15 protein-coding genes are annotated in these 12,796 nt (G+C 43.4%); 5 read left to right on the forward strand and 10 right to left on the reverse strand.

Annotation, left to right across the window (positions count from 1 at the left end; all coding sequences use genetic code 11):
• Positions 1-80 precede the first annotated feature (80 nt).
• Positions 81-677 carry a hypothetical protein gene (locus NAF17_RS05975; RefSeq protein ID WP_252757063.1) on the forward strand — a complete coding sequence of 199 codons (597 nt, stop codon included), beginning with the start codon at positions 81-83 and terminating at the stop codon, positions 675-677.
• A 1-nt stretch (position 678) separates the two neighbouring features.
• Here the strand turns inward: NAF17_RS05975 and NAF17_RS05980 are convergent, their stop codons facing one another.
• The 6 genes from NAF17_RS05980 to NAF17_RS06005 form a co-directional block, all read right to left on the reverse strand.
• On the reverse strand, positions 679-1,212 hold the full coding sequence (locus NAF17_RS05980; RefSeq protein ID WP_252757064.1) for a DinB family protein: 534 nt from the start codon (positions 1,210-1,212) through the stop codon (positions 679-681).
• Between the two features lie 434 nt (positions 1,213-1,646).
• Positions 1,647-2,600 (reverse strand): D-2-hydroxyacid dehydrogenase, encoded by a 954-nt coding sequence (locus NAF17_RS05985; RefSeq protein ID WP_252757065.1) that lies wholly within the window; start codon positions 2,598-2,600, stop codon positions 1,647-1,649.
• 92 nt (positions 2,601-2,692) lie between these two features.
• Positions 2,693-3,760 carry a 3-phosphoserine/phosphohydroxythreonine transaminase gene (gene serC, locus NAF17_RS05990; protein ID WP_252757066.1) on the reverse strand — a complete coding sequence of 356 codons (1,068 nt, stop codon included), beginning with the start codon at positions 3,758-3,760 and terminating at the stop codon, positions 2,693-2,695.
• A 173-nt stretch (positions 3,761-3,933) separates the two neighbouring features.
• Positions 3,934-4,584 carry a ribulose-phosphate 3-epimerase gene (gene rpe, locus NAF17_RS05995; RefSeq protein WP_252757067.1) on the reverse strand — a complete coding sequence of 217 codons (651 nt, stop codon included), beginning with the start codon at positions 4,582-4,584 and terminating at the stop codon, positions 3,934-3,936.
• Positions 4,585-4,696: 112 nt separating this feature from the next.
• A complete protein-coding gene (locus NAF17_RS06000; RefSeq protein WP_252757068.1) occupies positions 4,697-5,353 on the reverse strand; it encodes a 3-oxoacid CoA-transferase subunit B in 657 nt (218 codons plus the stop codon).
• Between the two features lie 91 nt (positions 5,354-5,444).
• The gene (locus NAF17_RS06005) at positions 5,445-6,146 is read right to left on the reverse strand and encodes a CoA transferase subunit A (RefSeq protein ID WP_252757069.1); all 702 of its coding nucleotides are present in this window, start codon (positions 6,144-6,146) and stop codon (positions 5,445-5,447) included.
• A gap of 144 nt (positions 6,147-6,290) precedes the next feature.
• Between NAF17_RS06005 and NAF17_RS06010 the strand changes: the two genes are divergently transcribed.
• A complete protein-coding gene (locus NAF17_RS06010; protein ID WP_252757070.1) occupies positions 6,291-6,827 on the forward strand; it encodes a hypothetical protein in 537 nt (178 codons plus the stop codon).
• Positions 6,828-6,938: 111 nt separating this feature from the next.
• Here the strand turns inward: NAF17_RS06010 and msrA are convergent, their stop codons facing one another.
• The 3 genes from msrA to NAF17_RS06025 form a co-directional block, all read right to left on the reverse strand.
• Positions 6,939-7,592: a peptide-methionine (S)-S-oxide reductase MsrA gene (gene msrA / locus NAF17_RS06015; RefSeq protein ID WP_252757071.1), complete on the reverse strand. Its 654-nt coding sequence runs from the start codon at positions 7,590-7,592 to the stop codon at positions 6,939-6,941.
• Between the two features lie 125 nt (positions 7,593-7,717).
• Positions 7,718-7,957 carry a DUF3820 family protein gene (locus NAF17_RS06020; protein ID WP_252757072.1) on the reverse strand — a complete coding sequence of 80 codons (240 nt, stop codon included), beginning with the start codon at positions 7,955-7,957 and terminating at the stop codon, positions 7,718-7,720.
• Positions 7,958-8,463: 506 nt separating this feature from the next.
• Positions 8,464-8,700: a helix-turn-helix domain-containing protein gene (locus tag NAF17_RS06025; protein ID WP_252757073.1), complete on the reverse strand. Its 237-nt coding sequence runs from the start codon at positions 8,698-8,700 to the stop codon at positions 8,464-8,466.
• A gap of 182 nt (positions 8,701-8,882) precedes the next feature.
• Here NAF17_RS06025 and NAF17_RS06030 point away from each other — a divergent pair, with 182 nt between their 5' ends.
• Entirely contained in the window at positions 8,883-9,116 is a 234-nt protein-coding gene (locus NAF17_RS06030) for a hypothetical protein (protein WP_252757074.1), read from the forward strand.
• Positions 9,116-10,066 (forward strand): aldo/keto reductase, encoded by a 951-nt coding sequence (locus NAF17_RS06035; RefSeq protein WP_252757075.1) that lies wholly within the window; start codon positions 9,116-9,118, stop codon positions 10,064-10,066. Before NAF17_RS06030 ends, NAF17_RS06035 begins: the two co-directional genes overlap by 1 nt.
• A gap of 79 nt (positions 10,067-10,145) precedes the next feature.
• Here NAF17_RS06035 and NAF17_RS06040 read toward each other — a convergent pair whose 3' ends face one another.
• A complete protein-coding gene (locus NAF17_RS06040) occupies positions 10,146-11,051 on the reverse strand; it encodes a hypothetical protein (protein ID WP_252757076.1) in 906 nt (301 codons plus the stop codon).
• A 290-nt stretch (positions 11,052-11,341) separates the two neighbouring features.
• Between NAF17_RS06040 and NAF17_RS06045 the strand changes: the two genes are divergently transcribed.
• Positions 11,342-12,652 carry a PQQ-dependent sugar dehydrogenase gene (locus NAF17_RS06045; RefSeq protein ID WP_252757077.1) on the forward strand — a complete coding sequence of 437 codons (1,311 nt, stop codon included), beginning with the start codon at positions 11,342-11,344 and terminating at the stop codon, positions 12,650-12,652.
• Positions 12,653-12,796 lie beyond the last annotated feature (144 nt).

The following is a 12,796-nucleotide window of genomic DNA, read 5'->3' on the forward strand; positions in this document are numbered from 1 at the left end:
CTCAAAAAAGGAAAATGAGTTTTTGAGGTATTAATTTTTAAGTATTTTAACTGAAAACTTAACCATTACATTAATACACCATGATCATCTACGGCACCAGATCTAAAGCTGTTAAAACAGAATACATAGCAGAACCTTGCCCAAATTGCAGAACACTTAATAGTATGCAAATGCACATTTTTCAGAAATGGGCGCATATTTTCTGGATTCCCTTTTTTCCGATAGGCAAAACAGGCGTATCGCAATGCACCCATTGCCAACAGGTTTTGGCATTGAAAAACATGACACCTGCCCTTAAACTAAGTTATGATAATTTTAAATCTGATACCAAGATCCCTATTTGGACATTTTCCGGCATAGGTGTGATTATTGTAATTGCGATCGCAGTTAATATTTCAGAAAGGCAAACGGCTAAAATGGTGTCACAAATGATCTCTTCACTGAAAAAGGATGATATCATTCATATAAAGCTAAAGGATAAGGCGTTCACTTTAGCAAAAGTAAATAGAGTAAAGGGTGATAGTGTATTTTTATTTGCCAATACTTATCAAACAGATAAGGCAACAAGCATTAACGATTTGAAAGATAAAGCCTATTCTATAACAGAGGATACCCTAACTGTGGCTGATCTTTTGGATATGAATAAAGAAGAAAAGATTCTTGATATTGAAAGATAAACTATAACGTCAAATACTTAGCCCTTATTAAATTGTAATGGTGCATTTCGTGCCCCGCTATATGGTAAGCCAGTGCACGCACCGTGGCATCATTAGCCGTGCCGGTGCCATGCCCCATCCTATCGAATGATTCTTCGGGCAGGCCGTTGAATAAAGCGATGGTGGCTCGCCTTACTGCTTCATATTCTTCAAATATATTATCCAGGTCTCGGGCATCGGCGCCCGAGTATTTGGCGTAGCTATCCTGATCGAACCCTATCAGGTTTTGCTGCTCGTTACGGGCAAAGCGCAGGGCACGATAAGCGAAGATCCGTTCATCATCGATAATATGCACCAACACCTCTTTAATACTCCATTTGCCCGGTGCATACCGGCGCAACAAAGTACTCTCCGGCAGGGAATAAATAAGCTCCTTTACCCGGTAAAAGTTGTTTTGCAGATATTTTAAAAGCAAGCCGTCCGTTGGGATCAGTTTCATATACATGTTGGCGTATTCGGGATAATCGCTGGGTTTGGGTAGTGTTATTATTCTCATTTTAGGATAGCTTTAACCTGTTAATAAAATAATGAACTACCTATGCAACCTTTTTAATAGGTTGGTTGTCTTTCATAAAAATATCCATTTTAAATGAGAAGCAAAATTTTACTTGCCGTAATATTTTTATTGAATACAACTATCGGCTTCGCTTAGGATAAAAAAGCAAAAGCCGATTATCTTGCAAAAAACTCGGCAACCTGGAATGTCAACTTTAAGAATATCGACCGCTTGTTCACCCCCGAAATTTTATAGCCTGTTTAAAAATTTCATTGCGAGCGATAACGTGGCAATCTCAACATATTCGCATGACCTTTGAGATTGCCACGTCGCTACGCTTCTCGCAAGGGCATAAACGTGTAAACAAAAAAGGCCCTTGCTATTCGCAAGGGGCCTTCCATTTTAAATCCTTCTACAAGCTGAGGATGACAATGTTACTTATTAAAGTGGCCAATTATCAAACTTGCCAGTTCAACACCTATCCGCTCCTGGGCTTCGTTTGTGGCGGCGCCGATGTGCGGTGTTAATGAAATTTTTGGATGAGAAAGGATCTCAGCACGAGGGGTTGGCTCGTTATCAAACACATCTAATGCCGCGTATGATACCTGGCCGCTGTTTAGGGCTTCTATCAAAGCAAGTTCATCGATCAACCCACCACGGGAGATGTTGATCAGCTGAACACCTTTTTTCATCTGCGCTAATTCTTCGGCACCAATTAAGGCTTTGTCGATAAAAGGTGTGTGCAGGGTAATAAAATCAGCAGTTTTAATAATCTCATCAAGGGTAGAGGTTTTAACATTTACGTTAACCTTTGTACCACCGCTACCTAACACAATTTCAACCCCGGGGTTAAAAGGGAAAAGATCATAAGCGATAACATCCATACCAACACCAATGGCTATTTTGGCAACCTCGCGGCCAATGCGGCCAAAGCCTACAATACCTAATGTTTTGCCACGCAGCTCAACACCTTTAGCATAAGCTTTTTTAAGGTCGTTAAATTTGGTACCGCCATCAACCTGCATTTTGCGGTTACTGTCATGCAGGAAACGTACGCCTGTAAACAGTTGCGCAAATACCAGTTCAGCAACAGATAATGATGATGAAGCAGGTGTGTTATACACGCCGATGCCTTTGCTTTTAGCGTAATCTACATCTATATTATCAACACCAACACCACCACGGCCAATAAGCTTAAGGTTAGGGCAGGCATCAATTAAAGCAGCGCGCACTTTAGTAGCACTGCGTACGGTTATGGCATCAAACTCCTGTAAACGCACAGGCAACTCATCTTGCGGGATATTATTTGTTTCTACAAAAAAACCGGCATCTTCCAACATTTTTTTACCTATTGGGTCGATACCGTCGTTAGCTAATATTTTGATCATGATTTTGTTTGTTCATTAGTTTATTTGCTCATTAGTTCATTGGTGCGTTTTGTTACTAATAAACAAATGAACCAGCGAACCAATAAACCAACCTATTTATTTTTCTCAGCAAATTCCTGCATAGTATCAATCAGCACATTAACGCTGCTTAATGGCAATGCATTGTAAATTGACGCGCGGAAACCGCCTACACTCCTATGCCCTTTTAAGCCAACAATGCCTTTTTCGTCGCAAAGTTTAAGGAATGGTTTTTCGTGCTCGGGGTTTTCGGCAACAAAGCAAACGTTCATGCGTGAACGGTCTTCATCTTTAGCAACAGCTTTAAATAAAGGGTTGATGTCAATTTCCGCGTACAATGCCTTTGCTTTCTCGTTATTCTCAACTTCGATAGCTGGTACACCACCTTTAGCTTTTAACCATTTAAGGGTAAGCATAGATACGTAAATAGCAAAACAAGGAGGCGTGTTATACATAGATCCACCTTCTATCTGTACCTGGTAGTTAAGCATAGCCGGTATTTTACGTCCGGTTTTACCTAATAGGTCATCTTTAACAATAACCAAAGTAACACCTGCCGGGCCCATGTTTTTTTGCGCGCCCGCATATATCAAACCAAAATCGGCAACGTTAACCGTGCGGCTGAATATATCTGACGACATATCGCAAACCAACGGAATTGGCGATTTAGGGAATTCCTGCATCTGCGTACCATAAATGGTATTGTTTGAGGTTATGTGGAAATAAGCCGCATCCGCAGGGATGGTATAATCTTTAGGGATATAAGTAAAGTTGCTTTCTTTTGAAGTGGCAACAACCTCAACATCGCCAAAGAATTTCGCTTCTTTTAAAGCCTTGTTTGCCCACACACCACTCTCCAGATAAGCGGCTTTGCCACCCTCCGGTAAAAGGTTGTAAGGGGCTAATGCAAACTGTGTACTTGCACCACCTTGTAAAAATAAAACAGAGTAACCCTCCGGCACGCCGAACAGTTCTTTTACCAGGCTAACGGCCTCATCTAATACGGCTTCAAACTCGGGCGAACGGTGCGAAATCTCAAGCAGGGATAAACCGGTTCTGTTAAAATCAATTACTGCTTCTGCAGCCTGTTTTAAAACTTCGTGAGGTAGTATGCCGGGGCCGGCACCGAAATTGTATTTCATAATAATGATTAAACTATATATTTGACTAATAACTAATTATCAACTTTATATTTAGGAAGGCCGAAGATAATAAATTCGACAACTTTTATAGACTATTTTTTATAATTTTATAAAAAAGGACTTTAAAATAACAAAAAGGTTTTAATAGGAGAAATAAATTATCAGATTGATAATTATGGATGTTTTAGCATTGATATAGCCTTCGGCTGATCTGCTGCCGAGAACACCGAATTACCTGCCACAAAAACGTTTGCACCGGCCTCGATTAGCTTCGCGATATTCTGGTTCCCTACCCCGCCATCAACTTCTATAAAAAGGTTTGGATTGGTGTAAGCGCACATGGCTTTAACTTCCGCAACCTTGGTGTAGGTATGCTCAATGAATTTTTGCCCGCCAAAGCCGGGATTTACCGACATCACCAAAACCAGGTCAAGATCGGCAATAATATCCTTTAGTAAAGCGGTTGGCGTAGCCGGGTTTATGGCCACCCCTGCCCTGCAGCCCAATTGTTTTATGGCCTGCACGGTGCGGTGCAAATGCGGGCAGGCCTCGTAATGTACGGTAATGCTGTCGGCACCTGCATCGGCAAAATCTTTTAAGTAACGGTCTGGGTCTACAATCATCAGGTGCACATCCAGCGGTTTGGTGGCGTGCTGTTTGGTGGCCTTTACCACCGGGAAACCAAAGGAGATATTGGGCACAAACATCCCATCCATCACATCCACATGAAACCAGTCGGCCTCGCTGTTATTGATCATTTCAACATCGCGCTGCAGGTTTGCAAAATCGGCAGATAATATAGAAGGTGCTATCAGGTGGTTCATAGCGGTAAATATAGTGGAATTGTATGAACCAGAATTTATAGAAATGAACAATTTACAGAATACTGTAATTCTCCGGGCATTCTTTTAATTCAATAAATTCTTTAATTCGACTTCAGACAATCATCTCCGGCACATCGCCATCAATAATTAACTTGCCTGCTGTAGCTTTTATAATTTCTTCAACCGTAACGCCAGGGGCACGTTCTAATAGTCTAAATCCTCCCTCGGGTAACACATCAAGCACGGCCAGTTCGGTTACTATTTTTTTAACGCAGTTGATGCCGGTTAGCGGCAGGGTGCAATTGGGCAACAGCTTAGATTCGCCGGCTTTGTTTACGTGCTGCATGGCAACAATAATGTTTTCTGCGGAAGCCACCAGGTCCATAGCGCCGCCCATGCCTTTTACCATTTTACCCGGGATCTTCCAGTTGGCTATATCGCCGTTCTCGGATACTTCCATAGCGCCGAGGATGGTCAAATTAACCTTTTTAGCCCTTATCATCCCAAAACTCATGGCCGAATCGAACACCGCCGAGCCAGCCAGTTTAGTAATGGTTTGTTTGCCCGCGTTAATGGTATCCGGGTCTTCCTCCCCCTCGAACGGGAACGGCCCCATACCCAGCAAGCCGTTCTCCGATTGCAGGATCACGTCCACATCATCTGGAATATAGTTAGCCACCAGCGTTGGGATGCCGATACCCAGGTTAACGTAGTAACCATCTTTTATTTCTTTAGCTATTCTTTTAGCGATTCCTTCTTTATCTAACATGTTTTTTATCTTAAATTAATTAGCCCCAACCAGCCCTCCCCGAAAGGGGGGCTTATAAAATCTCTTAATAAAGTCTCCCTAACGGGGAGATTTAGAGGGGCTTCTTTCTTACCGTCCTTTGTTCTATCCTTTTCTCATAATTCTCTCCCTGGAAAATGCGGTGCACGTAGATGCCGGGGGTATGGATGTTATCCGGGTCGAGTTCGCCGGGTTCTACCAGTTCTTCCACTTCGGCAATGGTTACTTTGCCTGCCATAGCCATAACCGGGTTAAAATTACGGGCGGTTGAGCGGTAAACCAGGTTACCCAGCCTATCCCCTTTCCATGCTTTTACAATGGCAAAATCGGCATCAAAGGCCATTTCCATCAGGTAATCTTTACCGTTAAAATTCCGTACTTCTTTGCCAATAGCAACTTCGGTACCGATGCCTGCTGGCGTAAATATGGCGGGCATACCATAACCTGCCGCCATGCATCGGGTAGCTAATGTACCCTGCGGGATGAGTTCCACTTCCAGTTCGCCGCTTAGCAGCTGGCGTTCAAATTCGGCGTTTTCGCCTACATATGAGGAGATCATTTTTTTAACCTGGTGCTGATGCAGCAACAAGCCGATGCCAAAATCATCAACCCCGGCATTGTTAGAGATACAGGTAAGGTTTTTAACCCCCTTTTTAACAAGGGCAAGGATGCATTTTTCGGGAAGGCCGCACATGCCGAAACCGCCAAGCATCAGCATACTGCCGTCTTCAATATCGCGTATGGCCTCGTCGGCGCCGCTCACAACTTTATTCATGGTGTATAATTGGTTGCGGTAAAATTAGGCATTTTGATCGAAGCCTAATGCTATGCACGCATAATATTTTATTAACTTCCAATTAAAAGATGCAAACAATTAGAAAATCCGATCCTTTATAATATAAATCAATCTATAAACAAAATGGAAACTTATAACGATAACAACGAGCAAAATAAACCACATGCTTACGAGGTAAAAGACGATGATAATTTAGAAGAAAAAGACCTGCGCCGCACCGCATTTATGTTTGGCAGCGAGGAAAAAAGCGGTGAGGAACCAGGTATGGAGGCTAATGGCGCAGGCGGACAACGCTTTGGCAAGAATGCCAATACCCCATCAGGCGATGATAAGAACAACCCATCGCAAAACGCAGGTTACAGCAACGAGTACTTCCGCCGGACAGAGCCATCTGAAGAGCACCCGGAGAACAACAACTTTAAAGACCCAAACCAATTAGGCCAATCTAACTATACTGCAGCCAGCGGCGCAGCGCCAAACGGGCAGTCTAATGAGGGAAAGGAAGGTTCAGAAAGCGACCAAAAAACGCCCGAGAATGACACCGAGGCAAACCGCAACGAATCGCAGCAAAGTTACCAGGAAGGTACTGCCGACGGTAATGATAATGTGAACATCCCCGGCCCTAATGAAACGCCAGACCAGCAAAAGGTTGGGGAGTAATGCTTGGTGAGTGGTGAGCAGAGAGTGGTGAATGGTTGAAAATTCCACATATAAACCTATGTCATCCTATGTTTGTATAGGATGACATGGCGGTTAGTTTGGCGTTAAAAATTATTTCAAAAACTCCGGCTTCAATTTTGCCTTCATCGCCTTGCGGAACTTCATCACTTTAGGTTCGGATACGCTGCTGATATATGGGTTATCGCCATTGGTTCGGTAGTAGCCCTGGTGGTAATTCTCCGCAGCATAAAACGCGCTAAATGGCACTACCTGCGTCACTATCGGGTTAGTGTAATGTTTGGTATCGTTCACTTTTTTAATAACGCTTATCAGGGTTTCTTTTTCTTCCGGGGTACGATAGAATGCAATTGAGCGGTAATCTGTACCTACGTCAGGCCCCTGGCGGTTTAGCGTGGTTGGGTCGTGCGCAAAAAAGAAAGCCTCGGCCAGCGTAGCAAAGCTGATCTCTTTGGGGTTGTAATAGATCTGGGTAACTTCGGCATGGCCGGTAGTGCGGTCGCTCACTTCCTCGTAGGTTGGGTTCTTGGTTTTGCCACCTGCATAGCCGGAAACCACTTTGCTTACGCCTTTCAGCTCGATCATGGCCTCGCTCATGCTCCAGAAACAGCCGCCGCCAAAAGTGGCCACAGCTTCGCCTGCCGCGGGTTTAGGTACCGGCGCCATAGCGTTACGGTTGCCAGTTTGCCCGTTGGCGCAACCAAAGAACAACATCACCGATGCGAAATATATTATTGCAATTTTCATAATTTTTATCATTAGATCTGATTAATATTATTTACGCAAACGGGGTGTAGGCGGATGGTCATTGTAGGGTAAGGAAGTTAATGGTTAATAGTAGCTGCTATGAACTATGATCTATCTACCATGAACTATTTACCGTACTTAAACTTTATCTGCCTCAGTAATTGGTCTACCCCGTTGCTTTTTATTTCAAACACAGTACTCAGCAACATACCCAGTTTACCTGCGGGGAAGCCTCCTTTATTGTGCATCCATTCCAGGTAGCTAATGGGCATATCGCAAATAAGTGTGTCCTTATACTTGCCAAAAGGCATGCGCCTGTTTACGCAATCAATTAAAACCTGCGGGTCGGGTACTATATTTTCCACGTTGTAAATGTAGTGGAATTATGTTTAGTCCCACACCGTCCCAGCTTGCCTACCGATAAAAAACTCACTACCGATGCCGCCAAGGCAATAGTTGCTGTACGTTTCATGGTGCCTTTGTATGGCAAGAGTAGCGTACGCCATTTTAGTCGGATATGGCTCCATGCCTAACATATCTGCCCTCATGCGGCACAGCAATAATCTTAAACCGGTTTACCAAAAAGTTTAATGCGGTAGAAAGTTTGTGGCCACGCGGCGGTTGATAGTCATATATACATTTACAAATACAGGCGAATGCCCCAAACAGCCTGCGCCACCTGGAATATTTTACACTCATTACTCAACTAATTGACTATATGCTTAACAGTTAGGAAATACTAATAGTTTTAGTGGATAAAGAATTAGTATCCCGATAGCTTTCGGGATATTGTAATAGTGGTTTATAAAAGCCGCTAACTGCAAATTAAAACTGCAAACTGTATTTGGGCGTTCCCTGCGGTATGGAAAATCTACGCTACCCTTAACTGCGGCTCGATCACAGGCTTTAAAAAATCGTTAATATCCACTTCAAATACCTCACAAATATCTATCAGTTTTACAAGGGTAACTTTGGTTTGCCCTAATTCCACTTTGCAGTAAGCATTTTGGGTTTGCTTTAACTTAAATGCCATAAACTCTTGTGAGTAGTGCAATTGAGTTCTTTTTTGGCGGATAGCCAGTGCAAGTGTTTTTCCTATTTGTATCATGGTAGCGTTGGTTTGTAGGGGTTTATACTTATAACTAACGTATTTAATATGGAGGTCGGTTTTTCGTTTTACGAAAAAAAAACACTTCTAACAATTGCGTTACCGAACCTGTTTAACTGGTTATTGACCGTACAATTGAAACACAAAGGCTATCCCCTTGTTAGAAATGAAATAATAACATTATGGAACAGCAATTTGAAGCGGTACTTACCGGAACAGATACCCCGGTTACCGGAATAGTGAGAGAGAATAATGGCGTTTATGAATTTAACGCGCTGGACGAAAGTCTGCAGCTAACCATTGGCCGCAATAGCGAAGGCCATTGGGAACGCCTTGCCGGATCAGAGCCATACCTTTCGGGTTGGGTTGATGAACTGGCAGAACAGATCCAAACCGCCAATAATTTCTTTGCTTAATGGAAAAGCGCGAATTAGGAAAATCAGGAATACAGGTTTATCCGTTCTGCTTTGGTGGGAATGTGTTTGGCTGGACGGCAGACCAAAAAACATCGTTCACACTGCTGGACGCCTTTGTTGACGCAGGTTTCGATTTTGTAGATACTGCAGATGTTTACAGCAAATGGTTGCCCGGCAATACCGGCGGCGAATCTGAAACCATCATCGGCAAATGGCTTAAGCAAGGCGGTAAACGCGATAAAATAATCCTGGCTACCAAGGTTGGTAAACCAATGGGCGATGATAAAAAAGGATTATCAAAAGCTTACATCACGCAGGCCGTTGAAGCGTCATTAAATCGCTTACAAACCGACTATGTTGACCTGTACCAATCGCACGACGACGATCAGGACACGCCCCTTGCCGAATCATTAGAAACCTTTGATGATTTAATTAAACAAGGCAAAGTACGCGCCCTTGGTGCATCCAATTACGGTGCTGAGAGGTTTAAAGAAGCCTTACAGGTAAGCGAGGAAAATGGCTTTGCCCGCTATGAAACCCTGCAGCCTGAGTATAATTTATACGACCGCGAAGATTACGAGTACAAGTATGAATCCCTTTGCCGCGAAAGCAATATCGGGGTAATCACTTATTACTCTTTAGCCAGCGGTTTCCTTACTGGCAAATACAGGTCAGAAGCCGATCTTAACAAAAGCCAGCGTGGCGGTGGTGTCAAAAAATACCTAAACGGACGTGGCTATAAAATTTTGGCTGCTTTAGATAAAGTTGCAGAAGAATATAATGCCACACCTGCGGCAGTATCGTTGGCATGGGTAATGGCAAGGCCGGGCATAACAGCGCCTATTGCCAGCGCGACCAGCGTGCAACAAACAAACGACCTGGCTAAAGCCGCGCAACTCAACTTAAGCGGCGAAGCTATAAAGATATTAACCACGGCAAGTAACTATTAATATCGTTCTAAAAATTAAAAGCCATCCCGATGTAAAATTGGGTTGGCTTTTAATTTGATAAATGTTGAGAAGGTGATTTTTAGAACCTCGTCTGGCGTTGAGATCCACCACCAAAGCCACCTCTGTTTTGTGCAATTTGTATATTGTCGTTTCCCCCACGTCCACCGCCGTTGTTATCATTCCTGTTTGATTGTGAGGGTTGATTATCACGACCACGCCCGCCACCGCCGTTATTATCGTTTCGGTTTGGCTGTTTAGGCTGTTGTTGGCCTCCACCATTTCCGCCCCAGTTACCACGGTCGCGGGTTGGCTGGTTAAAACCACCTTGCAGTCTGTCGTTTCCTAATGGTCTTTGGCTCCAGTTGCTTTGATTACCACGCCCGCCTCCTCTGTTATCATCGCTACGATTGGATTGTTGGGGTTGTGCCCATCCACCTTGGTTACCACGGTCGCGACCGGGTTGATTGAATCCGCCTTGCGGCCTGTCGTTGCGGTTGTTGCTCCGGTTCCAATCATTACTTCTGTTCCAGTCATTATTGTTGTTGTTTCTGCCGGCATAATTATTATCCCTGCGGTTCCAATTCCAATCGTTGCGGTTGTAGTTACCACCCCATTGGTTACGGTATTGGTCGTGGTGCATATATGGCCTGGGGCCTCTTATTTCATAACGTTGTGAAGTATGCCAATCGTAGTTACGGTATGCACCGGGCAGGTAAACTGCAGATATCCATTGGCCGCCGTCCTGGTAATAGTAGCAATGGCGCGGGATGCTATAGTAAGCCTCCACTTCGGGCAGGTAATAATAGTCGTCGCTGTCGTCAAAATCGTCGTTATCATAAACCATAACGGGTTGTGGCGGCGGTGCAGGTGCATAAACCCTGCGAACAGGAACATTGAACCCGATATGTACTGAAATTTGCGCCTGGGCACTATTGTAAACCAAGCCGCCTAATAATATTACTGATAGTATAACTGACTTTTTCATACCCTTAAAATTTATACAGCTATGACGACAACTGATTATGAAAGTTTAATTTGTTTACAGATAATATTTACCACCTATATCAAATCAAAATATTATACCTAAATTAAATTATTTAACAGAATATAGTACCGTTTTAAATATTTGAATTGTGATAACAAAATCCAATTAGCAGGGCCATATTGCATTTCTGCAAAACAGATTTCGGTATTTAAGGTATATTAAGTTAAATTCGCTTTCCAATAATAACATCTTACCCCTGCATTAAAAATTATCGATAACACTCACACAAAATGAAAAACAGATTCAACTTTGTATTAGCCGCTACGGCATTAGCCGGGTCGGTATTATTTGCTGCCTGTAATAGCAATAGTAAAAAAAGCAGCGCAGATAATACTGCCGCAACAGCGGATACTTTAGCCAAAGCAGGTTCAGGCTTAACCCTTCCTTCTGGATTTAGTGCTAATGTACTTGCCAAAAACCTTGGCGGTACACGCCACATTGCCGTATCGCCGCAGGGCGATATTTTTGTAAAACTTGGTAAAACTAAAGATGGTAAAGGCATTTTAGTACTGCACGAAAACAATGGCAAAGCGGAAGTTAAAAACAGTTTTGGCGATTTTGGCGGGACAGGTATCTACATTAAAAGCGGCTACTTATATGCTTCATCAGATGAAGGCGTATTCCGTTATAAACTGAATGATAAGAATGAAGTTATTGATCAATCAAAGCCGGAAACGGTTGTTAAAGGCCTGATCAGCCGTAATGAGCACGAAGCCAAAGCAATTGTGTTGGACGATGCCGGTAATCTTTACGTTAACATCGGCGCATATTCAAACTCCTGCCAGGTTAAAGACCGCGAGAAAGGTTCGATGGGTCAGCCGGGTTGTCCTATCCTTGATTCGGCAGGCGGCATCTGGCAGTTTAAGGCTGATAAGCTAAACCAAACCTATAAAGATGGCGTTAGATATGCAACAGGCTTGCGCAACGTGGTTGGGTTAGATTGGAACAAACAGAACAACCAGCTATTTGTAATGCAGCATGGCCGTGATGCGCTGCACGATATATTTCCGGACATGTTCACTACCAAAGAATCAGCTAATTTACCTGCCGAGTGTATGTATGCCATTAAAAAAGGTGATAACGCAGGTTGGCCTTACATTTATTTTAACCAAGACATAAACAAAAAGATCTTATCCCCTGAGTACGGCGGCGACGGCAAAAAAGATGGCGACCCCACTAATAAATATATTAGCCCGGCTGCCGCATACCCGGCCCACCTTGCACCCGATGGGTTGTTGTTTTACACCGGCGACCAGTTTCCAGAAAAGTATAAGAACGGCGCTTTTATAGCTTTTCACGGTTCATGGAACCGCGCACCTGAGCCGCAGGCGGGATATTTTGTGGTTTTCCAACCCTTTAAAAATGGCAAGGCCGATGGTAAATGGGAAGTATTTGCCGATGGCTTCTCTGGCTCGGCAGAAAATACGGCTAAAGGCAATGCAGTTCGTCGCCCATGTGGCTTAGCGCAAGGCCCGGATGGTTCACTTTACGTAACCGATGATTCTAAAGGGACTATTTATAAGATCAGTTACAAGAAATAAGCAACATAACGCAAAAAAGAAGAAGCTAATTAGGAGGTCACTAAAAAGTCCTTTAGAAGAGGCCGCTTAAAAAGGAGCAGGAGAATTGAGGTTTTCTGCTCCTTCTTTTTTATTTTAAAGGTGTATTAGGAGGCTTTTTAGATG

Origin of the sequence: Mucilaginibacter aurantiaciroseus (genome assembly GCF_024055595.1) — a bacterium.
In the GTDB taxonomy this organism is placed as follows: domain Bacteria; phylum Bacteroidota; class Bacteroidia; order Sphingobacteriales; family Sphingobacteriaceae; genus Mucilaginibacter; species Mucilaginibacter aurantiaciroseus.

Bases quoted from the DNA above. Each gene is read 5' to 3' on its own strand.
- NAF17_RS05975 (WP_252757063.1), top strand. From the start codon at position 81: ATGATCATCTACGGCACCAGATCTAAAGCTGTTAAAACAGAATACATA.
- NAF17_RS05980 (WP_252757064.1), bottom strand. From the start codon at position 1,212: ATGAGAATAATAACACTACCCAAACCCAGCGATTATCCCGAATACGCC.
- NAF17_RS05985 (WP_252757065.1), bottom strand. From the start codon at position 2,600: ATGATCAAAATATTAGCTAACGACGGTATCGACCCAATAGGTAAAAAA.
- serC (WP_252757066.1), bottom strand. From the start codon at position 3,760: ATGAAATACAATTTCGGTGCCGGCCCCGGCATACTACCTCACGAAGTT.
- rpe (WP_252757067.1), bottom strand. From the start codon at position 4,584: ATGAACCACCTGATAGCACCTTCTATATTATCTGCCGATTTTGCAAAC.
- NAF17_RS06000 (WP_252757068.1), bottom strand. From the start codon at position 5,353: ATGTTAGATAAAGAAGGAATCGCTAAAAGAATAGCTAAAGAAATAAAA.
- NAF17_RS06005 (WP_252757069.1), bottom strand. From the start codon at position 6,146: ATGAATAAAGTTGTGAGCGGCGCCGACGAGGCCATACGCGATATTGAA.
- NAF17_RS06010 (WP_252757070.1), top strand. From the start codon at position 6,291: ATGGAAACTTATAACGATAACAACGAGCAAAATAAACCACATGCTTAC.
- msrA (WP_252757071.1), bottom strand. From the start codon at position 7,592: ATGAAAATTGCAATAATATATTTCGCATCGGTGATGTTGTTCTTTGGT.
- NAF17_RS06025 (WP_252757073.1), bottom strand. From the start codon at position 8,700: ATGATACAAATAGGAAAAACACTTGCACTGGCTATCCGCCAAAAAAGA.
- NAF17_RS06030 (WP_252757074.1), top strand. From the start codon at position 8,883: ATGGAACAGCAATTTGAAGCGGTACTTACCGGAACAGATACCCCGGTT.
- NAF17_RS06035 (WP_252757075.1), top strand. From the start codon at position 9,116: ATGGAAAAGCGCGAATTAGGAAAATCAGGAATACAGGTTTATCCGTTC.
- NAF17_RS06040 (WP_252757076.1), bottom strand. From the start codon at position 11,051: ATGAAAAAGTCAGTTATACTATCAGTAATATTATTAGGCGGCTTGGTT.
- NAF17_RS06045 (WP_252757077.1), top strand. From the start codon at position 11,342: ATGAAAAACAGATTCAACTTTGTATTAGCCGCTACGGCATTAGCCGGG.